Origin of the sequence: Corynebacterium tuberculostearicum, from assembly GCF_046097465.1 — a bacterium.
In the GTDB taxonomy this organism is placed as follows: domain Bacteria; phylum Actinomycetota; class Actinomycetes; order Mycobacteriales; family Mycobacteriaceae; genus Corynebacterium; species Corynebacterium tuberculostearicum_I.
In genome coordinates, this window is the sequence record NZ_CP175799.1 from 1,162,582 (window position 1) to 1,182,861 (window position 20,280).

Here is a 20,280-nt window from a genome sequence, read left to right on the forward strand (position 1 = left end):
GCCTAGGCCTCCTCGTTCTGGTTGCTGGTGACGACGTCCTGGAAAAGCTCGGTCAGGTCTGGGATCTTGCGGCCGAAGGAATGCACCGGGCCTGCGGCTAGGGCTGCCTGCAGGATTGCCTGGTCATCGATGGTTTCATCGGCCTCGAGCACGACGGCGTCGGCAGTTTCTGCCACCAGCTCCGTGCCTTCCGGATACCAGCCGCGCGCTGGGGTAGCGACCTCAAAGCGGGGAGGGCCTTGGCTGCGCAGCTTATCGACGCCCCCTTCAGCCACCATATGCCCCTTCGTCACAATGCCCACGCGGTCACACAAGCGCTGCACCAGGTCCAACTGGTGTGAGGAGAAAATAACGGGCACACCGCGGCTGGCGCGCTCGCGCAGCATGTCTGACATGACGTTGACCGCAACCGGGTCCAGCCCGGAGAAAGGCTCGTCCAGAATCAGCATGTCGGGGTCGTGGATGAGGGAGGCCGCGAGCTGTACTCGTTGCTGATTGCCCAAGGAGAGGTCATCGAGCTTATCGTCCATGCGCTCGCCCAGCCCCAGCTGTTCTAGGAGCTCAGTGCCGGCGCGCTTGGCGGCGGGCTTATCCATGCCGTGCAGTGTACCGAGGAAGACCAGCTGGCTAAGCAGAGGCTCTTTGCCGTAGAGCCCGCGCTCTTCTGGCATATAACCAATGCGGCGGCGGTTATCGTCATTGATTGGGGCGTCATCGAAGTAGACCTCGCCAGAGTCTTTGGCCAGCACACCAAGTGCAATGCGCATGGTGGTGGATTTTCCGGCGCCGTTGGATCCGACGAAACCGAAGATTTCGCCGTCACCAACGCTAAAGGTCATATCCCGCAGGGCTTGAGTCTCCCCGAAGGACTTATTGAGGTGGTCAATGGTCAAGGTGGGCATGTGTTAGTCCTCCGAGTTCTGGTTGAAGGTTAGTGCATAGCCGACAGCGGGCAACGTGGCAGAGATGAAGTAACTAAAGAGCAAGAAGTAGCCAGCTCCAAGCAAATATTTGGTGCCAATAGTGCCGGTAATTCCTCCGCCTAGGAACCAATTGCCTACGAGAAGGGTGACAAGACCGCCGGCAAAAAGAAACGCGTTAGACAGCTGCAAAGCCTTCCGGCGCCACTGGTCGAGAACCTGGGCCTCATACTCATCAAGAGAGGACAGCGGCTTGCGGTCTTTGGAATCAATGGACACCCGCAGAATGGTCCAGGGAATGCAAGAAAGCACCATTGCGATAGACATTCCTAACAGTGCCCAGTAAGAAGAAATCGCCAGGGCGACGATGAGGAAAATCGCGGATACAGCTACGCAGCCATACATTGACGCGATTAATCCCCGGGTGGGGCCGGGCCTGCGGAACCGTTCGGCGCGGATCGTTGTTGAAACAGGGGCGTCGTTTGCTGTCATACATTCAAGTGTTGCATAAACCCAACACTCCGGCAACAGTTTCTGCAGATTTTTCTTTGAGGTTGACCCTGACGCAGCGTAAGGCGCGACAATGAAGCCATGGACGACATCGATGAAGTTCTCTATACCGTTGGCGAGGTAGCAGCGCTCTTCCGCATTACGGTGCGCACCTTGCACCACTGGGAGGCACAAGGCTTGCTATCTCCCACGTGGCGCAGCTGGTCCAATTACCGGCTGTATACCGAGGAAGACTGCGCCCGCGTGCAGAAGATTCTGATCTACCGCGCTACCGGGATGAAATTGACCGATATTAAACAGCTGCTAGATGGCGATGCTTCCGATCTGGAGCATTTGCGGAGGCAAAGAGAAAGCCTGCTCGCGCAGCGAGACAGTCTTACAGACATGCTGGCAGCAATTGACACCTTGATGGAGGATGCAATGAATAACCGAAAGCTCACCACCGAAGAAATAGGACAGATTGTCGGCGATGCCAACTTCGCCGCGCATCAACAAGAAGCCGAAGAAGCCTATGGATCGAGCGAGGACTGGTCTATCTATCAGCAGCGCACGGCCGGTTGGTCGAAGGATGACTGGAGTGATGCTCAAACCGGCGTCGCTGAGGTGGAAAAGGAGCTGGCCCAAGCCGTAGCGGGCGGTGTGGCTGCGGGGTCGGAGGAGGCCCAGGGGCTCGTCGACAAGCACCGCGCAGCACTCAGTGCCTTCTTTCCCGTCACGCCGGCAAAGCACTTCTTAATCTCGCGCGGCTATGTGGCTGATGAACGCTTCCGTGCCCATTATGAGGCGCAGCAGGAGGGGTTGGCGCAGTGGCTGGCAGACGCGATTGAGCATGCGGCTAAGGCGCAAGGAGTGGATACCGCAAACCCGGAGTGGAAATAATTAGCGGGCCGGAAGATAAATAAGCCGCTGACCACCAGAAAGTCCTGGTGGTCAGCGGCGTCTGTGTCCCCGACAGGGATCGAACCTGCGACCTTCGGTACCGGAAACCGATGCTCTAATCCGCTGAGCTACGGAGACATCGCTGGGAAAATTCCCAACGATGTGATTTTAGCGCATGGGGTAGTGGGGGACTAAATCAACCCTGGGGCGTCGGTGGTAGTGACTTCACCGGTGCGCAAGTAGTGCACGCCGATGTCGTCGACAACCTTATTCCCAGAGGCAAAGTGCCCATGACCGGGACCATGGACTGTGACCACGCGGGACTGCATCGGCTTGGAGAGGCTCGTGTGGTACTGGTACGGCGTTTGTGGATCGCCCGTCGCCTGAACTTGGAGGGGCTTGGTGGCGAGCTTGGAACCGTCGAGAGGCGCCTGGCCCGTGACCGGTGCGCGGCCACCGCAGCCCGCGCCGGAGCCGTAGAGGGAATTGAAGGAGGTGAAGGGATCAGCGCTGACGAATTTGGCCCACAGGTAGCTCGGGTAGAGCAGCGGATTTCCGGGCACGGTGTTTTCATTGCAGACAATGAGGTTTTGCATATTGATTGCCTGGGCTAGGGACTCTTGCTCTTTGCGCAGTGTCTCTGGGTCAGGCTGCTCGGTGTCCATGGGCTCGCTGCCATTCAAGTGCTTGGCAAAGGCATCCCACTGCGCAGGGACCGGAACGAGGATTCGCGTCATGTTCAATAGCGGGGAGGCTACCTGCACGGCGTTGGGGTTTTGAATCTTCTGGCTGAGGAACTCCGCCTGCACGCGCAGTGGGCCGGTGGCGGTCATAATGTCCGCGCCGGGCTGACCGGCAAATTCGAGGCCTGGAGGCAGGTCACCAATCTTGGCGTTCGGTGGCAGGACAGTAGGGCGTACACCTGCCTCGCGAGCTACCTTTTGAGACCACTTTTCGTAGACCTGCAGCGGGGTGGTACCGAGGTGGTACTTCGCATCATTTTTGGCAATGAAGCCGAAGAGCTCGTGCAGTCCCTTTTCATAGCCGCGCTGTTGCGAAGCAAAGATCCCATTCCACGCCAGCTTGGGGCTCATACCGGAATCCAATAAGACTTTGCCGGTGTGCTCCGGATACTTGGTGGCGTAGGCAGAGCCGAGGTACGTGCCATAAGAGGTGCCGGCGATGTCAATTTTTTCCTCACCCAAGGCGCGGCGCACCATTTCCCAATCCTGCAGGGTATTCGCGGTGGTCAGCGAATTGGTATAGCCAGGGGTGTGCTTTTCGCAGGCATCGCGCGTGAGCTTTCCCACCTGGAAGCTTTCCTGGAGGGGATCACTGGTGGCCGAAGCATCGCACTTGACTGGGGTGGAGCCTGGAAGACCGCGTGGCTGCACACCGATAGTGTCCCACTCGTCCCGCACGGCCTGTGGCCACGGAAAAGCGCTATTGCCGGCCCATCCATAAGCATCGGCATTTGGGCCACCAGGGTTGGTAAACAATGCGCCACGGCGGGCGCTTGGGTTGGCTGCGGGCACCCGCACGAAGCCGACGCTGATGGTGCCGGCCTTCGGATTGTCATAGTAGGTAGGGACTTCGATGCGTCCGCATTCAGCCGAGTCGATATCTACCTGCTCGGGGCAGTCTTCCCAGGAAATAGCGGGCTTGGTTTCCAGCGGTGCAGGTGCAGGCGCGGCCGTGGCAATCGGTGCAGTGATGCCCATGGTCAGTGCGGCAGCACCAAGCGTGGCCGCAAGCTTAGAAGAAAAAGAAAGCATAGGTTAGGTCTCCAGAATAAAAATGATTGGTAGACCTAGCCTATGCTTTTTTGATGCCTTTGGCATCATATTCACAGTAGGTGGGTGCCCTCACCGGCCGGGGCAGGAGAGGGGCTACGCAGTACTACTTGACGATGACAACGATGAGGTCACGCGGACCGTGTACGCCCTCGACACGAGTGAGCTCGATATCGGAGGTAGCGGACGGGCCAGAGATCCAGGTCGCTGGCTTCTCCGGGTTCATGCGGGAGATGACCTCGGGGATGCCGTAGACGATCTCGTTCTGGTGGACGATGCACAGGTGGCGGTCCGGAACCAGGGTCAGTGCGCGACGGCCGCAACGCTCGTCAGACTCGAGCACGATGGTGCCGGTCTGCGCCGAGGTGACGTGGGAATAAGTAACCACAGCGTCAGTCTCGTTCAGCGTGCGCGGATCGACGGTCTTATCGTCCGGCTTGGCGTCGAAGCCCTCGAAGAGGGTGGCGTCCATGCCTTCGGCGTAACGAATGTCGTTGCACTTGCGGTCCTTGAGGATCGTGGCGATGGTCTGCTTGAGCTCGCCTTCCTCGGTGACGTGCACCTCGGCCTTGTAATCCTCGAGTCGGTCAATGAGCATATCGCGCAGCTCGTCCGCGTTCAGGGTGCCCTCGTGGTGGTAGTCGCGTGGGGCATCAACGTGGTCGGGGAGACCAGCCTGCTTCTGAGCGGAGCGGATGCGGCTTAGGATTTCCTGCTTTGCGTTCACTTTTTGGACTCCTCACGGGCCTCGGCAAGAAGCTCCTTGCCTTCTTCGGACTCGAACCACTGGCGGAAGGACTTCTTTGGCGGAACCGCGGTGTCGCGGCCCTCGGACCAACCGGACATAAACAGTGGCAGGGATTCGATGGTCTTGTTGGTGCCACCCAAGATGCGGCCCAAGGCGACCATGTGGGTTGCCTTGTTCCACAGCTTCGGGTTGCTCCACAGCAGCTGAATGGTCTTGAAGAGCTTCGGCTCGATCGGTGGGGTGGCGTGGGTGACCTTCTGGTGGCGGTTTTCCAAAATGACGTCGGAAAGCGGAATCTTCACCGGGCACACCTCGTCGCAGCGGCCGCACAGCGAGCACGCATAAGGCAGGCTGGCGGAAGGATCGTTGTGATCCTTCATGCCGGTCAGCTGCGGCGTCAGGGAAATACCGATCGGGCCAGGGTAGACAGAGCCGTAGGCGTGGCCGCCGGCGCGCTCGTAGACTGGGCAAACATTCAGGCAAGCCGAGCAACGGATGCACTTGAGAGCCTGGTGGCCGATCGGGGAGGACAGGGCCGCGGTACGGCCGTTATCCAGCAGTACCAAGTGGAAGTTCTGCGGGCCATCGCCCTCAGTAACGCCGGACCACATGGAGGTGTACGGGTTCATACGCTCCGCGGTGGAAGAACGCGGCAGCAGCTGGAGGAAGACCTCCAGATCCTGGAAGGTAGGAACCAGCTTTTCGATGCCCATCACGGTAATGAGGGTCTCCGGCAGGGTCAGGCACATACGGCCATTGCCCTCGGACTCCACGATGTTGATGGTGCCGGTTTCTGCCACGCCGAAGTTGGCGCCGGAGATGGCAACCTTGGCCTGCATGAACTGCTCGCGCAGGAACTGTCGGGATGCCTCGGCCAACTCTGCTGGATTAGCCTGCAGGGTGTCATCGGTATTTGGCATCTTGTTGACGAAGATATCGCGAATCTCCGCGCGGTTGCGGTGGATAGCCGGAACCAGAATGTGGGACGGCTTATCCTCGCCCAGCTGCACGATGAGCTCGGCCAGGTCGGTCTCGCGAGCGTTGATGCCCGCGGCCTCCAGGTGCTCGTTCATGCCGATTTCCTGGGTGGCCATGGACTTAACCTTGACCACGTCGGTCTCGCCGGTAGCGCGAACCAGACCCTCAATGATCTGGTTAGCTTCCTTGGCGTCGCGTGCCCAGTGGACGACGCCGCCGCGAGCCTTAACTGCCTCTTCGAACTGCTCGAGCAGCTCCGGCATGCGGGCGGCAACGTCTTCCTTGATGGCGGAACCTGCAGCGCGCAGCTCCTGCCAATCGTCCAGCTCCTCCACAGCGTTGGAGCGCTTCTCACGAATGGAAGTGGTGGCGTGCTGCAGGTTGTGGCGCTGGGTGGCGTTATTCAGGCCAACGTGTGCCAGAGGAACAAAGGCCTTGCTGCCGCGCAGGTTGCCGTAGCCTTCCGGCGCGCGCGGTGGGGTGGTATCGAGGAAAGAGGTCATTAGAGCATCGTCTCCTTGGAGTAAGCGGCGGAGGTCGGAGTCCATGGGTGCTCCTTGGTGGAAGCCAAGATCTCAGCCATGTGAACGGCGCGGACGCCGGAACGCTGGCGGCTCAGGGCGCCACCGATGTTCATCAGGCAGGAAGAGTCACCGCCGGTGACGAATTCTGCCTCGGTCTCCTTGATGTGGCGAGTCTTATCGGTGACCATCGCGCGGGATACCTCTGCGTTCTTGATGGCGAAGGTGCCGCCGAAGCCACAGCATTCTTCCTTATTCGGAAGGGTGACCAGTTCGATGCCTTCGACTTCTTGCAGCAGCTGCATCGGGCGATCGCCCAGCTTCAGGAAGCGCAGGCCGTGGCAGGAAGAGTGGTAGGTCACGCGGTGCGGGAAGAATGCGCCCACGTTAGTAACGCCCTCGACGTCTACCAGGAATTCCGGCAGGTCCAGGGTCTTCTGGGTGGTCTTGCGAGCGCCGTCGACGTCGGCGGAGCTGCCGTAACGGTCGGCGATGCGCTCGTGCTGCTCACGAACGGCACCCACGCAGGAACCAGAGGCAGCAACAACGTAGTCAATGGAGGGATCTGCGAAGGCATCCGCATAGGAGCGGATCATACCCAGGGTTTCCTTCTGGTAGCCGGTATTGATGTGCATCTGGCCGCAGCAGGTCTGCTCCTCCGGGAAGACCACCTCGTGGCCCAAGCGGGAGAGAACCAGTGCCGTTGCCTTTTGTACGTCCGGGAAAAGGGCGTCACCAATGCAAGTGGAAAATAGCGCAATGCGCATACGGTGCTCCTCGTTGATTCTTGACATGGGGGTAGGCACAACCCTACTCCTTTTAAGCAGTACGTGCGTAATGCGTCCCTTTGTTGACCAGCAATTATTTCGCAATATCAATGTTGCAAAAAGCTCTTATCAAACGTTTGTCCTGCAAAGAGGAGTTTTCTGGCCCGGCCCTTTTCACACTTGACTTTTCAGTCCACTAGAATCGTGCGACATGACACCAGCTGATTTGGCCACATTGATTAAAGAAACTGCCGTTAAGGTCATGGAAAGCCATGAGCTTGATTCCTCCGTTTTGCCGGAAACGGTAACTGTAGAGCGCCCACGCAATCCTGAGCACGGCGATTACGCCACCAACGTGGCGCTGCAAGTGGCCAAGAAGGCCGGTGCAAACCCGCGCGAGCTGGGCGGCTGGTTGGCAGAAGCCCTGGCAGACAATGATGCTGTTGCAGAGGCCGACATTGCCGGGCCTGGTTTCATTAATATCCGCCTTGCTGCCGACGCCCAAGGCGAGATCGTCGCGCAGATCCTTCGCGCCGGCACGAAGTACGGCTCTAACGATTCGTTTGCGGGTAAGAAGGTTAACCTGGAGTTTGTCTCTGCTAACCCCACCGGCCCGATCCACCTTGGCGGCACCCGCTGGGCGGCCGTGGGCGATTCCCTGGGCCGCGTGTTGGAGGCGTCTGGCGCGGAGGTGACCCGCGAGTATTATTTCAATGACCATGGCGGCCAAATTGACCGTTTCTCCCGTTCCCTCGTGGCTGCCGCGAAGGGCGAGCCTACTCCGGAGGATGGCTACGGCGGAGCCTATATCCAGGACATCGCTAAGGCCGTGGTGGAAAAGAACCCATCCGCGCTAGAGGGCAGCGAGGAAGAGGTACAAGAAGCTTTCCGCGCAGACGGCGTGGAGATGATGTTTGCGCAGATCAAGCAGTCCCTGCACGAGTTCGGCGTGGACTTTGATGTCTACTTCCACGAGAACTCCCTCTTCGAATCCGGCGCAGTCGATGCGGCGCTGGAAAAGCTCAAGGCTGAAGGCCATATGTACGAGGCTGAGAACGCATGGTGGCTCAAGTCCACCGATTACGGCGATTCCAAGGATCGCGTGGTGGTCAAGTCCGATGGCAATGCAGCCTATATTGCCGGTGACATTGCCTACGTGGCCGATAAGTTCGACCGCGGCCACGATTTGAATATCTACATGCTGGGTGCTGACCACCACGGCTACGTGCCGCGCCTGAAGGCTGCCGCAGCGGCCTTGGGGTACAACGCAGACGCCGTCGAGGTGCTCATCGGCCAGCTGGTTAACCTCATGCGTGATGGCAAGCCAGTGCGCATGTCCAAGCGTGCGGGCACGGTCATCACCATGGAGGATCTCGTGGCTGCCATCGGTGTGGACGCCTCCCGTTATTCCCTGGTGCGTTCCTCTGTGGACCAGAGCATCGATATTGACTTAGGCCTGTGGGAATCCCAGTCCTCCGATAACCCCGTCTACTACGTACAGTACGGCCACGCCCGCCTGTGCTCCATCGGCCGTAAGGCAGCCGAGCTGGGCATCGATTCGGACGGTGCAGACCTCTCCTTGCTCACCCACGATCGCGAGGGCGACCTCATCCGCACCTTGGGTGAGTTCCCGGCCGTGGTGGAGGAAGCCGCGCAGCTGCGCGAGCCGCACCGCATCGCCCGCTATGCCGAGGACCTCGCTGCGGTCTTCCACCGTTTCTATGACTCCTGCCAGGTCCTGCCCAAGGCGGGCGAGGATGAAGCTCCTATTCACGGCGCCCGCCTCGCGTTGGCGCAAGCCTCCCGCGTGGTCTTGGCCAATGCCTTGACCATGGTGGGCGTAAGCACCCCGGAGAAGATGTAAGTGGCGGATTTCAATGAGCTGCCGGCCCACGTCTGGCCGCGCAATGCCAAGCGCGAGGAAGACGGCGTAGTAACCATTGCTGGTGTTCCGCTGCCGGATTTGGCGGAGGAATTCCAGACCCCACTGTATGTTTTCGATGAAGATGACTTCCGGTCCCGCTGCCAGGACATGGCCCGCGCTTTCGGTGGACCCGAGCACGTGCACTACGCCTCCAAGGCATTCATCTCAAAGAAAATCGTGAACTGGGTCAATGAGGAAGGCCTGTGCTTGGACGCAGCCTCTCTCAATGAGCTCAAGATTGCCTTGGCCGCGGAGTTCCCGGCCGAGCGCATCACCACGCACGGCAACAATAAGGACGATGAGTACCTGCGTTTGTGTGTAGACGCCGGCGTGGGCCACGTGGTCATTGATAACGAGCTCGAGCTGGAAGAGCTCAATCGCATTGCGGGCGAGGCTGGCAAGGTCCAGCCGGTGATGATCCGCGTCAAGCCGGGTGTTGATGCGCATACGCACGAATTCATCGCCACGGCGCATGAGGATCAAAAGTTCGGCATTTCGCTCGCCACGGGTGCAGCCTTTGCTGCGGCCAAGCGTTGCTTGGAGGCGGACAACCTGCACCTGAGCGGCCTGCACTGCCACGTGGGATCCCAGGTCTTTAATGCGGAGGGCTTCAAACTTGCCGCGGAGCGCGTCATGGGGCTGTACCGCCAGATTTGTACCGAGCTGGGCGTGACGCTGGAAGAGCTCGACCTGGGCGGCGGCTTTGGTATTCCCTACATGCCTTATGAGGAGGCGCTGGATATCGAGCGCGTGGCCGGCGATATGCTCGGCGCGGTCAAGTACACCGCAGAGGAGTTGGGCATCGAGGCGCCCTTCCTCTTGGTTGAGCCCGGTCGCTCCTTGGTCGCTGGCTCAGCGGTGACCGTCTACCGCGTGGGTACCGTCAAAGATGTAGAAACTGGCAAGTCGGATCTGCCGCTGCGCCGCTATATCTCCGTCGATGGGGGAATGTCAGATAATATCCGGCCAGCGCTCTACGGTTCGGCCTATGACGTGCGCGTGGTCAACCGTTTTAGCGATGGGGAAGAGGTGTCCTCCCGCGTGGTGGGCTTCCATTGCGAGTCCGGCGATATTCTCCTTGAAGACGGCGAGCTGCCCAATGATATCCAGTCGGGAGACTTGATCGCCTTTGCAGCGACTGGCGGCTACCAGTACATGATGTCCTCGCGCTATAACGGTGCGGTGCGCCCTGCGGTCGTCGCCACGCGCGTAGGCGAGACCAAGCCTATGCTGCGCCGAGAGACCATCGAGGATCTTCTTTCCCTCGAAGTGGACTAGCCTAGGCACTCGGTCCCCGTCACAAGACCTAATTTAATTCAGGCCCTGTGACGGGGACTTTTCTATTTATAGACCCATTTACGGCGAAAGTAGACAGCTTGTTCTGTATAGTGTCCTGTATCCGCAATTAGCGGGCACGACACCTTTACCCCAACCGCACAATGGAGACGGATTATGGCTGCATCTACTAGCGAGCTTCAGGCACACAAGCATTCCGGCAAGGGCGAGGGCGAGACCGTCGGTATCGCGCTGCTGGGCTTTGGCACTGTTGGTGCCGAGGTCTTCCGTCTGCTGGGAGAAAATGCTGATGCCTTTGCTCATCGCATCGGTGGTCCAGCCGAGATTCGCGGCATAGCCATCCAAAATAAGAATAAGCTGCGCCCAGGCGTGCCCCAGGAGCTGTTGACCGATGACGCCAAAGCGCTCGTCGCCCGCGATGATATCGACCTCGTGGTTGAGGTTATCGGCGGTATCGACTTCCCCCGCGAGCTGGTGCTCGCCGCACTTAATTCGGGAAAGTCCGTGGTGACCGCCAACAAGGCCCTAGTTGCCGCGCACGCAGACGAGCTGGCGGAGGCCGCCGACCGCGCCGGCGTAGATCTCTACTTCGAGGCTGCCGTAGCCGCCGCGATTCCGGTTGTAGGCATGCTGCGGCGCTCCTTGGCCGGCGATCAGGTAGAGCGCATCTCCGGCATCGTCAATGGCACCACCAACTTTATCCTGGACGCGATGGAGTCCACGGGCGCTTCCTATGACGAGGCGCTGGCGGAGGCTACCCGCCTAGGCTATGCCGAGGCCGATCCCACCGCGGATGTGGAGGGACATGACGCCGCCTCCAAGGCCGCCATCATGGCGTCTTTGGGCTTTCACACTCGCGTAAAGTTCGAGGACGTCCACTGCGAGGGCATCACCCAGGTCACCGCCGCGGATATCGCCGCGGCCAATGATGCCGGCTATTCCATCAAGCTGCTGGCCATTTGCGAGCGCCTCCAGCGTGCCGATGGCTCCGAGGCGGTCAATGCCCGAGTGCACCCCACCTTGGTGCCTAAGGAGCACCCGTTGGCTTCCGTGAGCGAGTCTTATAATGCCATCTTCGTTGAGGCAGAGGCCGCAGGTTCCCTGATGTTCTACGGCAATGGTGCGGGCGGCAATCCTACGGCGTCTGCCGTGCTTGGCGACGTCGTCGGGGCAGCCCGCAATATCGTCCACGGCGGCCGAGCACCGGGCGAGAATACCTATGCCAACCTGCCTATCGCAGACTTCGGTGAGGTAGAAACCCGCTACCACATCGATATGGAAGTCCAGGACCGCACCGGCGTGCTGGCCGCCATCTCCGCCGTCTTTGCTGACAATGACGTTTCCCTGCGCACCGTGCGCCAGGAAGACGGCGCGGACACCGCCCGCCTCATCGTGGTCACCCATGCGGCGAAGGAGGCCACCTTGGACACCATTGTGGCTGCCTTGGGCGAGCTCGAAGAGGTCAAGGCCGTTCATTCCGTAATTCGCCTCGGCAGCTAGCCCGGAGCAATAGACTGGATAGCTATGAGCATCGAAGTTGAAGTCGGCACGAAAGCCATCGTGACCGTTCCTGCCTCCACGGCGAACCTTGGCCCGGGATATGACACCTTGGGCATGGCGCTGAGTCTGTATGACACCGTCGAGGTAGAGGTCACCACCTCGGGCCTTGTGGTGGAAATTTTCGGCGAGGGTGCAGAAGACCTGCCGCGCGATGGCTCCCACCTGGTGGTCAAGGCGATTCGCTCCGCGCTTTCGGCAGCCGACGCCACCGTGCCGGGCCTGCGCGTGGTCTCGCATAATAATATCCCGCAGTCGCGCGGCCTGGGCTCTTCCGCCTCCGCCGCAGTGGCGGGCGTGGCCGCCGGCAATGCGCTGGCGGGAAGCCCGCTGACCCAAGAGCAAGTGGTGCAGCTTTCTTCCGCCTTTGAGGGCCATCCCGATAATGCCGCCGCCTCCGTGCTGGGCGACGCCGTGGTGTCGTGGACAAATGTCCCCGTCGACGGCCATTCTTTGCCGGACTACCGCGCCGCATCCATCAAGGTGCACGAAGATATCCGCGCCACCGCGCTCGTGCCAGATTTCCACGCCTCCACCCAGGCGGTGCGCCGCGTCTTGCCGTCGCACGTGACGCATTCGGATGCGGCGTTCAACGTCTCGCGCACCGCGGTCCAGGTGGCGGCGTTGCAAAACTACCCGGATCTCCTGTGGGAGGGAACCCGCGATCGCCTGCATCAGCCGTACCGCGCGGATGTGCTTCCAGTGACCGCGGAGTGGGTGAACCGCCTGCGCAATCGCGGCTATGCGGCCTACCTATCCGGCGCCGGCCCCACCGTCATGGTGCTGCACACCGAGGATATTGAAGAGAGCATTCTTGCCGACGCCCGCGAGCAAAACCTCCGCGTCATCGACCTCACCGTCGCCGGCCCCGTCAGAGTGGAGCTTACGCAGGCTTAATCTTTAGCCGGCACACGTTGGGGTGCTGGCGCGGCACCAAGGTGATCGAGGTGGCATCATCGCTGGTTTCTTGCAGGAAGCCAGCGTGTACCGCGCACAGGAACGGCGAAGGCTCAATCCCCGAAGAGACAAACGGGCAGGCATGGAGCTCGATGTCGGTCGAGTCCGGCTTGGTGGCAGGATCAAAGCCCATATCGCGCAGGGTGGCAAAGAGCGTATCGAGCGCGCCATCGGAGGCGTCGGCACCCGCGGCGCGCGCCCAGCGTCGCCCGATCTCGAGGGCCCTGGCCGAGGCGGCGTCATCGAGCTCTTCCTTATCCGCCAGCATCGTGGTCAGCACTTCCACCAAGGTGATGTATTCCTCGGCTACCGCTTTATTATCCGGTACGCGGGCCCGAAAGATGAGGGAGGGGCGCCCGCGGCCCTTACTCGGCGCGGACACCACGTTGACGGCCCCAGCGTTGACCAGTTCATCGATGTGTCCGCGGGCAGTGTTGACGTGCATGCCTAGTTCCTCGGCGACGGTGCCGGCCTTGGCGCCTTCGGGGTGGCGCTGCACAGCGGTGAGCACCTCGCGCTGCTTGGGCGAGAGGTTGAGGGCCTCCGGAAAAAGTTCGGTGGTGGACCGGGGAAGTGAATCAGGCATGGTGGGAATCCGCCTTGGGGTCTGCGAAAACAGAAATCTTAGTTGGGGTGGACAAAAACGTTTGCTTTAGACACTGTTAAGGATACGACGTTACCCACCGCGACGCCTAAAGCGAACTCGCGGTCTACCGGTACTGTAGCCTCGTGGCCTCCCAGATCAACGCGCAGCTGTGCCGCTGCGAGGCTGGTGGCCTCGACGGCCAAGACGCGCGCTGCCCATTGATTGCTGGCCTCTGGCGCCGCGCCAATTGTGGCCGCATGTGGGTCAAAGGTCACCGCCACCTCCTGTCCGGGCGCAAGAGACGAATGCTCCGTGGCTGCCAGAACGGAAATTTCGCCACACGCGACCTTGACGGTGGAGGCGCCGGTTTCGGTCACGGTTCCTTCGAGGCGGTTGAGACCCGCTAGCGCCGCAACGAAGCCTGTCGGCGGTGCCTCAAGCAGACGCGCGGTTGCGCCGTGCGCCCGCACCTGGCCGGATTCCATGACCAGCATGTCCTGCGCTAGGTGCACAATATCGAGCGCGTCATGGGTAACAAGCAGCGTGGTACGGTCCGCGCGTGCCGCGTGCAAGAAGCGGCGCCACCTCTCGGCCGATTTCACGTCGACTGCGGCTAGGGGCTCGTCCACAATCAAGACCGCCGGCCGTGCGGCTAGCGCGCGCACCAGCGCTACGTGGGCGGCCTGGCCGCCGGAAAGGGCGGGTACGGGGACGTCGGCAAGCTCGTGCAATCCCGCCGCAGCCAGGAGCGCCTGCGCACGGGTCTTATCGCGGGTGACCATGGCCACCGCCTCCACGGCCGTCGAGCGCGGCGGCAACCCCGGCCGCTGGGTGAGCAAGACGACGTCGGCGCCCTCCGGCGAGACCTCCCCGCCGCTCAGGCGTCCGGCAATGCGCCCCATCAAGGTCGTCTTGCCGGAACCATTCGGGCCCACCACGGCCGTAATGGCACGCGGGGAAAAATCCGTGCGCACACCGTCGACGGTCACAGACAGCGCCGGCGCATCGGTGGGCCGGGTAAGGTCGCGAAGCTTATCGACGTCCATCTCATGCAACCGCCTGGCCTGCGGCTGGTAGCTTCGCCGCCGCAGCACAGGCAAGCCCGCCAGCGCCAGGCAGGCTAAGGCCAACCCGATAAGCAGTGCGGAGAGCACGTACGCGCCATCCGCATCGACCTCGCGCTCCAAATAAATACCCAGGGGCATGGTGCGGGTGACGCCCGGCTGCGAGCCGGCAAAGGTCAGGGTCGTGCCGAATTCGCCCAGCGAGCGCGCGAAGGCCAACCCCGCGCCCGTGGCCAAGGCCGGGGCGATGGACGGCAGGGTAATTTTGCCCAGGACCTCCCACCGGCCCAAGCCCACGCCGCGGGCAGAGGCGAGGATTTCCTGGTCCAACTGGCGCAGCGCCGAATCGACCGCGACCACCACAAAGGGCAGCGCCACAAAGGTCTGCGCCATAACGACCCCGGGAAAGGCGAAGGCGAAGTGGATGCCGAGGGCGTCGAGAAGCGGGGCCAGGTATCCCTTGCGGCCGAAAGCTGCGGTAAGGGCCAAGCCGCCCACCACCGGTGGCATGGCCAAGGGCAGGTAGACCAAGAGGCGCACTACGGCGCTGCCGCGGCCGAGTTGCTGCACCCACAGGGCCAGCCCCAAGCCCAGTACGAGCGCAAGGATCATGGATTGGAAGGCGGCTGCCACTGAGATGAGCAGCATGTCTCGGATCTCGTCGCGCGCGAGATAGTCGCTAATGCGCGCCCAGGGCACGCGCAGGCCAAGGGCGGCGACGGGGACGATGATGGTAGCTACCGCAATGAGGCCAATAAGGCCGATAAGAAGCGGGGCTTTGGGGCGAATAGGCTGTGGGGCGGACATAGCTTACTCCGCTGGCGTGAAGCCGCGCTCGCGCCAGGTGGACGCAAAGTCGCCGCTCAGGATATCGAGCACCGCGCGAGCCTGGTCGGGGTGGGATGCTTCTGCGGTAACGGCGCCCACAATCTGGTTAGTGAATTTCTCTGCCCCAGGAATGTCAATCACCTCGACATCATCGCCGGCCGCGGCGGCATCGGTGGAATAGACCCACCCAGCATCCGCCTCGCCCGAGGCGACCTTTCCTAAAACGTCGGCTACCTGGCGTTCTTGGGAGGATGGATGGACGTCCAGGCGCTTATCAGAGATGATCTGGGAGGAGATATCGCCGCAGGGAACTTGGGGATCGCACAGTACGAAGTGGTCGGAGTGGGGGAGATCCTCCACGGAATGGATTCTCGCCGGGTTGCCCTTGGGTACAACCATGACCATGACATTGGTGGCAAGCACCTCAGGCGTGGCAACCGTGCCATCCTGTACCGCCTTATCCATGGTCTTTTTCGATGCTGTGAGGAGAAGATCGGCCGGGGCGCCCTCGCGCAGCTTGCTCACCAGATCGGAGGAGCCGCCATTTTCAAAGTTCAGATTTACCGGCGGCGCGAGCTGGCCGGCGCGCGAAGTGAGTTCGTAATTGATGACGCGGGTGGAGGATGCAGCCAAGACATTGAGCGTGGCAGCATCCGCGTTCTGGGCGGAGGTCGTTGACGTTGGGGGAGCGCAGGATGTAAGGGCGAATGCGAGGGCGGCGAGGAGTGCGGCGGCGCGCTTCTTCATCTGCGGAGGGCTCCTTCTACAGCGGAGAGTGTGACCTATCCAGGATAGCCCTCCGCCCCGCGCGGGTTTAGCTCACGCGGGTGAACTTGATGTGGAAGTCGTTTTCTTCTTCCTTGAGATAGTCCAGCTCGAAGCTCTCCTCGCGGGCCTCGACCTCCTTGAGCAGGGGAACCGGATTATGTGGAGCGATGAGGATCATGGACTCGCCCACGTTAAGGGTGCCCAGTGCGCCGTGGATGGCGCCGTGGCGAACGGCGTGCGGAATTTCGGAGGCGTTAAGGGTCGGGATGGAATGTGGCTTATTGGCATCGGAGATGGGCAGTTGCATAGCGAGTGGTCCTTTCTTAAGGGATGCGAGTTTCGCTCTGCTACCAATATTAGTACGATAAAACCCGTGCAAAATAATAGCGTGGCGCTTCGCCTCATCTTCCTCGCCTTCGCAGGCCTATCGCTGCTGGTAGGCCTGGCTGCGGGCGCCACCCTATTGGGGTTGACCGCCACCCCTGGCGCGTCCTTTGCCGCCGACCACGGACCGCTCATGGTCTTCGGCTTCGTGGGTGGAGCCATTGGACTGGAGCGCACCGTTGCTGTGCGCACGTCGTGGGCATGGGCCGGGCCCGCGTGCCACGTCGCCGGCGTGCTGGGCATTCTCGCCGGCCTGCCGCGTGCGATCCCCGCAGTGTGTTTTGCCGCCAGCTTCCTTGTCCTTGGCTTCATTTACGCCACCATCTATCGCCGCCAGGCGAGCCTTGCGATCCTGGTGCAGGCAGCTGGCGTTATCGGGGGAGTAGCAGCCGCCGCCCTGTGGGCCATGGGCCCGGGGTTCGCTGCGGCGATGCCGTTGTGTGTCCTCTACGCGGTGGCCACCATCATCGGCGAGCGCATGGAACTAGCGCGCGTCACCATGGCCGGAACCCGCGCCGAAAACCACCTCACCCTTCTGGTTCTGGGGCTGGCGGCGGCCAGCGTCATCTACATGCTTGCCCCATCGGTGGGCTATCGCGCGATGGGCTTGGTGCTCATCGCCATCGCTGCGGCCACCGCGCGGGTAGACGTGGCCAAGAATCTGGTGCGCTCTCACGGCCTGCCGCGCTACTCGGCGGCGTGCATGTTGGCCGGCTACGGCTGGCTCGCCCTCGGCGGTTACCTCTGGCTGCTGCACGGGCAGTCCACTGGCTTTGCCTATGATGCCTCAGTACACGCCATCTTCTTGGGCTTTGTCATGTCCATGATTTTTGCCCACGCACCCATCATCTTCACCTCCGTTATCCGCCGCCGATTGCCGTACCACCCGGTGCTCTATGTCCCGGTGGCGCTCTTGCATGGCGGCCTCGCGTTGCGCATCCTTGCCGATTGCGCCGAGCACACCACTGCCCTCCGCACCGGCGGGGTGGTTACGATAATCGCAGTGTTAGTTTTTCTCGCCTGCGGCATCGCCCTGACCGGAAAGGAGGCGCGCCGTGCGCATTCATGACGTGTCCCTGGCCGCGCGCGGCCGCTGGCATACCCTGAGCGCCGCCGTTATTGGTTTGTGGATCCTCATTGGCCTCGGCCTACTCATCGCTGGCTCTTTGGGCGCTCCTGTGGTGTGGTGGGATATCATCCATCCCTTCACCATTGGCGCGCTGACCACGGCAATCATCGTCTTTTCCACTCATTTCACCGAGGCCTTGACCCGGACTGCGGGCGGGGACTATCGGGGCGTCGGCAGTCGCGTGGGCCTAGTGCAGCTCGGGCTTATCTTGCTGTTCATTGATAGGGCGGGGTATGACTGGGGCCCGCTTGCCGACGCCGCCTCTGCCCTCATCATCGCCGCCCTCACCTGGCACCTGTGGTTCATCGCGCGGCGCCTGCGCGGCTCATTGTCTGGTTCTTTTGCCGTGACCGTGCCCTTTTATATCGCGGCGGCCGTGTTCATGATTGTCTCCGTGGTGCTGGTCATCCTGAGCGGAAATGGGGTAGGCGAGTATTCCCTCCTTGTCGGCGCCCACTCGCGCGGCATGATCTGGGGCTTCGCGTGGCTTACCGTCATCGGCACGGTGGTCACGTTGCTCCCCACGCTATCGGCCACCGCGATTTCGCCCACCGCTCGCGCGCGGTGTACTCGCGCGCTCATCGTGCACTGTGTTGGCCTGGCCTTGGCGATGGCGCTGTACGCGGTGGGCCTTACCCGCGCCGCAGGCGTGGCTCAACTGCTCGTGGTCCTGGCGGCGGTACTCATCATCCAGCCGGTGCTTGCCACCGTTATGGGGCGCTCGCCGCGGCTGACCACCGCCACCGTGGCTGTTATCGCCGGACTGCTGTGGATGTTGACGCTATGTGCCGGTGACGCCATTTCCGCAGCGGTGGGCGCCTACCCGCGCACCATTACCCTGATTCTGCTGCCCGCCTTCCTCGGTGCCGGCCTCTTGCAGTTGGTCACTGGTGTCCTTCACCACTTGCTGCCCATCCTTACCGGCGCACGCCCTGATACCACCGAGCGCACCGGCTACGCCCGCCTGCTGCTTATCAACCTGGGCGGACTGCTGACATTGCTAGGCGCTACCGTGGCCGGGCTTATCATGATGGGGATAGGCCTTGCCGCCAACGTTATCGCCGTCGGCCGAGCCATCTACCTTAAGAAAAGACTGGAGAACTAAATGCTGAGCGTTTCTTCCTCACAACCTGCGGACAAACCCGCGCCGAAGGATTCCTCCTGGGCCTCGTGGCTGCTCATCGGCATCGCGCTGGCAGCGGTCATCGCGCTCGCGGTGGTCAATTCCACCGGCAAGGGCACGGAGTCCGCGGCACCGGTATCCTCCGGCGAAACGCAGACCATCGACGTGGGCGTAGACGGCATGGCCTTTACCCCCTCGTCCATCGATATCGAGCCCGGCACCCACCTGGTGGTCAACTTCACCAACTCCGGCGACCAAGTCCACGACCTCAAGATTGGCGACGTCGAGACCGGCCGCGTTGACCCCGGCGAGACCGTCCAACTCGATGCCGGAGTCATCGACTCCTCCGTGGAAGGCTACTGCACCATCGCCGGCCACAAGATGCAGGGCATGACCTTCAAAGTCAACGTGGGAGACGGCGCCGCTGCAGGACATGACCATGCGGTGTCCTCAGCTAGCAACCCGCACGTCAACGTGCCAACCGCCGCCGAGCTCGGCGCACAGCGCGACGACTTTTCTGCCTTCGACGCCACCTTGCAGCCGGCCGCTGAGACGAAGACGCACAAAGAGACCTGGACGATGACCGAGGAAGTCGTGGAGGTTGCCCCCGGCATCAAGCAGATGCGCTGGCTCTTCAACGGCCAAGCCCCTGGGCCCACCCTGCGCGGCAAGGTAGGCGATAAGTTCGAAATCACCATCAAGAACGAGGGCTCCATGGCCCACTCCATTGACTTCCACGCCGGCGAGGTCAACCCAGATAAGACCATGAAATCCATCCAGCCGGGCGAGGAATTGACCTACAAGTTCACCGCGAACCGCTCCGGCATCTGGATGTATCATTGCTCCACGATGCCCATGTCCCTTCACATCGCCAACGGCATGGCTGGCAATGTCATCATCGATCCGCCGGACCTCAAGCCCGTGGACGCGGAGTACAACTTCATGGCCACCGACGTCTTCCTGGGCGCGGAATCCACCGGCGCCGACGCCCAGCGCGTTGCCGACGGCCGCTTCGACCTCATGGCCTTCAATTACTACCCGGGCCAGTATGACGCAGAGCCCATCAAGGCCAAGGTAGGCGATACCGTCCGCCTGTGGCTGACCAATTTAGGCCCCGACCAGCCGCTGAGCTTCCACGTTGTGGGCGAGCAATTCGATACCGCCTACAAGGAAGGCGCCTACCTCATCAAGAATGAGGACTCGACCGGCTCGCAAGCCCTGGACCTCCTCCCGGCGCAAGGCGGATTCGTCGAGATGACCTTCAACGAGCCCGGTACCTATTCCTTTGTCAATCACATCATGACTAACGCCGAGAAGGGCCAGCACGGCAAGTTCATCGTTACCGAGTAGCCCTCCAGCGGTACGGCCCCTCCCGCTCCTCCCGCCCTTCGCGCTCACCAGCGACCGTTCGTGGTCACATTTCATGTCCACCGTGAGCGCGAAGGGCCGGCTTCTGTGTTCGTCCACCCCTCGCGCTCACTGGGGCGGCGATTTCGCGCTTGCTGCGGCTCCCAGTGAGCGCGAAGGGCGGGGAGGCGGAGACTTCTT

Annotated in this window: 18 protein-coding genes and 1 tRNA gene; 8 read left to right on the forward strand and 11 right to left on the reverse strand. The window is 61.6% G+C overall.

Annotated features, from left to right (window positions below):
* Positions 1-2: 2 nt before the first annotated feature.
* Complete coding sequence (locus tag ACKFRX_RS05545) at positions 3-902, reverse strand: ABC transporter ATP-binding protein (protein ID WP_284820407.1); 900 nt, start codon at positions 900-902, stop codon at positions 3-5.
* Positions 903-905: 3 nt separating this feature from the next.
* Positions 906-1,412, reverse strand: a complete 507-nt coding sequence (locus ACKFRX_RS05550) for a hypothetical protein (RefSeq protein WP_302259674.1) — start codon at positions 1,410-1,412, stop codon at positions 906-908.
* A gap of 99 nt (positions 1,413-1,511) precedes the next feature.
* On the opposite strand from ACKFRX_RS05550, the gene ACKFRX_RS05555 reads away from it, so the two are divergent.
* Positions 1,512-2,309: a MerR family transcriptional regulator gene (locus tag ACKFRX_RS05555; protein ID WP_250409350.1), complete on the forward strand. Its 798-nt coding sequence runs from the start codon at positions 1,512-1,514 to the stop codon at positions 2,307-2,309.
* Positions 2,310-2,373: 64 nt separating this feature from the next.
* On the opposite strand, the gene ACKFRX_RS05560 is transcribed toward ACKFRX_RS05555, so the two are convergent.
* The 5 genes from ACKFRX_RS05560 to ACKFRX_RS05580 form a co-directional block, all read right to left on the reverse strand.
* A tRNA-Arg gene (locus ACKFRX_RS05560) sits at positions 2,374-2,447 on the reverse strand.
* A 53-nt stretch (positions 2,448-2,500) separates the two neighbouring features.
* On the reverse strand, positions 2,501-4,084 hold the full coding sequence (locus ACKFRX_RS05565) for an alpha/beta hydrolase (protein WP_316981035.1): 1,584 nt from the start codon (positions 4,082-4,084) through the stop codon (positions 2,501-2,503).
* Positions 4,085-4,208: 124 nt separating this feature from the next.
* Positions 4,209-4,829, reverse strand: coding sequence for a lactate utilization protein C (locus ACKFRX_RS05570; RefSeq protein WP_408918970.1), 621 nt, complete (start codon positions 4,827-4,829; stop codon positions 4,209-4,211).
* Positions 4,826-6,331, reverse strand: coding sequence for a lactate utilization protein B (locus tag ACKFRX_RS05575; protein WP_179386362.1), 1,506 nt, complete (start codon positions 6,329-6,331; stop codon positions 4,826-4,828). Before ACKFRX_RS05575 ends, ACKFRX_RS05570 begins: the two co-directional genes overlap by 4 nt.
* Positions 6,331-7,116 carry a (Fe-S)-binding protein gene (locus ACKFRX_RS05580; protein ID WP_150851124.1) on the reverse strand — a complete coding sequence of 262 codons (786 nt, stop codon included), beginning with the start codon at positions 7,114-7,116 and terminating at the stop codon, positions 6,331-6,333. The genes ACKFRX_RS05575 and ACKFRX_RS05580 overlap by 1 nt, the downstream gene beginning before the upstream one ends.
* Positions 7,117-7,327: 211 nt before the next feature.
* Between ACKFRX_RS05580 and argS the strand changes: the two genes are divergently transcribed.
* From argS to thrB, 4 genes are all read left to right on the forward strand, one after another.
* Positions 7,328-8,980, forward strand: coding sequence for an arginine--tRNA ligase (gene argS / locus ACKFRX_RS05585; RefSeq protein WP_250412367.1), 1,653 nt, complete (start codon positions 7,328-7,330; stop codon positions 8,978-8,980).
* Positions 8,981-10,318 carry a diaminopimelate decarboxylase gene (lysA, locus tag ACKFRX_RS05590; RefSeq protein ID WP_408918969.1) on the forward strand — a complete coding sequence of 446 codons (1,338 nt, stop codon included), beginning with the start codon at positions 8,981-8,983 and terminating at the stop codon, positions 10,316-10,318. It abuts the gene before it with no gap.
* 174 nt (positions 10,319-10,492) lie between these two features.
* Positions 10,493-11,836, forward strand: a complete 1,344-nt coding sequence (locus ACKFRX_RS05595) for a homoserine dehydrogenase (protein WP_408918968.1) — start codon at positions 10,493-10,495, stop codon at positions 11,834-11,836.
* Positions 11,837-11,860: 24 nt separating this feature from the next.
* Positions 11,861-12,790: a homoserine kinase gene (gene thrB, locus ACKFRX_RS05600; RefSeq protein WP_408918967.1), complete on the forward strand. Its 930-nt coding sequence runs from the start codon at positions 11,861-11,863 to the stop codon at positions 12,788-12,790.
* Here the strand turns inward: thrB and ACKFRX_RS05605 are convergent.
* From ACKFRX_RS05605 to ACKFRX_RS05620, 4 genes are all read right to left on the reverse strand, one after another.
* Positions 12,777-13,436: a helix-turn-helix transcriptional regulator gene (locus tag ACKFRX_RS05605; protein WP_408918966.1), complete on the reverse strand. Its 660-nt coding sequence runs from the start codon at positions 13,434-13,436 to the stop codon at positions 12,777-12,779. The two genes, thrB and ACKFRX_RS05605, sit on opposite strands and share 14 nt — an antisense overlap.
* A gap of 38 nt (positions 13,437-13,474) precedes the next feature.
* The gene (locus tag ACKFRX_RS05610; protein ID WP_408928241.1) at positions 13,475-15,307 is read right to left on the reverse strand and encodes an ATP-binding cassette domain-containing protein; all 1,833 of its coding nucleotides are present in this window, start codon (positions 15,305-15,307) and stop codon (positions 13,475-13,477) included.
* Positions 15,308-15,310: 3 nt separating this feature from the next.
* Entirely contained in the window at positions 15,311-16,075 is a 765-nt protein-coding gene (gene modA, locus ACKFRX_RS05615) for a molybdate ABC transporter substrate-binding protein (protein WP_408928242.1), read from the reverse strand.
* 67 nt (positions 16,076-16,142) lie between these two features.
* Entirely contained in the window at positions 16,143-16,403 is a 261-nt protein-coding gene (locus tag ACKFRX_RS05620; RefSeq protein WP_040425040.1) for a DUF2249 domain-containing protein, read from the reverse strand.
* Positions 16,404-16,469: 66 nt separating this feature from the next.
* Here ACKFRX_RS05620 and ACKFRX_RS05625 point away from each other — a divergent pair, with 66 nt between their 5' ends.
* From ACKFRX_RS05625 to ACKFRX_RS05635, 3 genes are read left to right on the forward strand one after another with little or no spacing between them, the layout of a single operon-like run.
* A complete protein-coding gene (locus ACKFRX_RS05625) occupies positions 16,470-17,549 on the forward strand; it encodes a hypothetical protein (RefSeq protein WP_408928243.1) in 1,080 nt (359 codons plus the stop codon).
* Positions 17,536-18,714: a hypothetical protein gene (locus ACKFRX_RS05630; RefSeq protein ID WP_005323399.1), complete on the forward strand. Its 1,179-nt coding sequence runs from the start codon at positions 17,536-17,538 to the stop codon at positions 18,712-18,714. Before ACKFRX_RS05625 ends, ACKFRX_RS05630 begins: the two co-directional genes overlap by 14 nt.
* The gene (locus tag ACKFRX_RS05635; protein WP_408928244.1) at positions 18,715-20,082 is read left to right on the forward strand and encodes a multicopper oxidase domain-containing protein; all 1,368 of its coding nucleotides are present in this window, start codon (positions 18,715-18,717) and stop codon (positions 20,080-20,082) included.
* Positions 20,083-20,280 lie beyond the last annotated feature (198 nt).

What these genes read in the sequence shown, in the direction of transcription:
- argS (WP_250412367.1), top strand. Translation starts at nt 7,328, where the DNA reads ATGACACCAGCTGATTTGGCCACATTGATTAAAGAAACTGCCGTTAAG.
- ACKFRX_RS05610 (WP_408928241.1), bottom strand. Translation starts at nt 15,307, where the DNA reads ATGTCCGCCCCACAGCCTATTCGCCCCAAAGCCCCGCTTCTTATCGGC.
- ACKFRX_RS05550 (WP_302259674.1), bottom strand. Translation starts at nt 1,412, where the DNA reads ATGACAGCAAACGACGCCCCTGTTTCAACAACGATCCGCGCCGAACGG.
- ACKFRX_RS05555 (WP_250409350.1), top strand. Translation starts at nt 1,512, where the DNA reads ATGGACGACATCGATGAAGTTCTCTATACCGTTGGCGAGGTAGCAGCG.
- modA (WP_408928242.1), bottom strand. Translation starts at nt 16,075, where the DNA reads ATGAAGAAGCGCGCCGCCGCACTCCTCGCCGCCCTCGCATTCGCCCTT.
- ACKFRX_RS05620 (WP_040425040.1), bottom strand. Translation starts at nt 16,403, where the DNA reads ATGCAACTGCCCATCTCCGATGCCAATAAGCCACATTCCATCCCGACC.
- ACKFRX_RS05635 (WP_408928244.1), top strand. Translation starts at nt 18,715, where the DNA reads ATGCTGAGCGTTTCTTCCTCACAACCTGCGGACAAACCCGCGCCGAAG.
- ACKFRX_RS05545 (WP_284820407.1), bottom strand. Translation starts at nt 902, where the DNA reads ATGCCCACCTTGACCATTGACCACCTCAATAAGTCCTTCGGGGAGACT.
- thrB (WP_408918967.1), top strand. Translation starts at nt 11,861, where the DNA reads ATGAGCATCGAAGTTGAAGTCGGCACGAAAGCCATCGTGACCGTTCCT.
- ACKFRX_RS05565 (WP_316981035.1), bottom strand. Translation starts at nt 4,084, where the DNA reads ATGCTTTCTTTTTCTTCTAAGCTTGCGGCCACGCTTGGTGCTGCCGCA.
- ACKFRX_RS05575 (WP_179386362.1), bottom strand. Translation starts at nt 6,331, where the DNA reads ATGACCTCTTTCCTCGATACCACCCCACCGCGCGCGCCGGAAGGCTAC.
- ACKFRX_RS05605 (WP_408918966.1), bottom strand. Translation starts at nt 13,436, where the DNA reads ATGCCTGATTCACTTCCCCGGTCCACCACCGAACTTTTTCCGGAGGCC.
- ACKFRX_RS05580 (WP_150851124.1), bottom strand. Translation starts at nt 7,116, where the DNA reads ATGCGCATTGCGCTATTTTCCACTTGCATTGGTGACGCCCTTTTCCCG.
- ACKFRX_RS05595 (WP_408918968.1), top strand. Translation starts at nt 10,493, where the DNA reads ATGGCTGCATCTACTAGCGAGCTTCAGGCACACAAGCATTCCGGCAAG.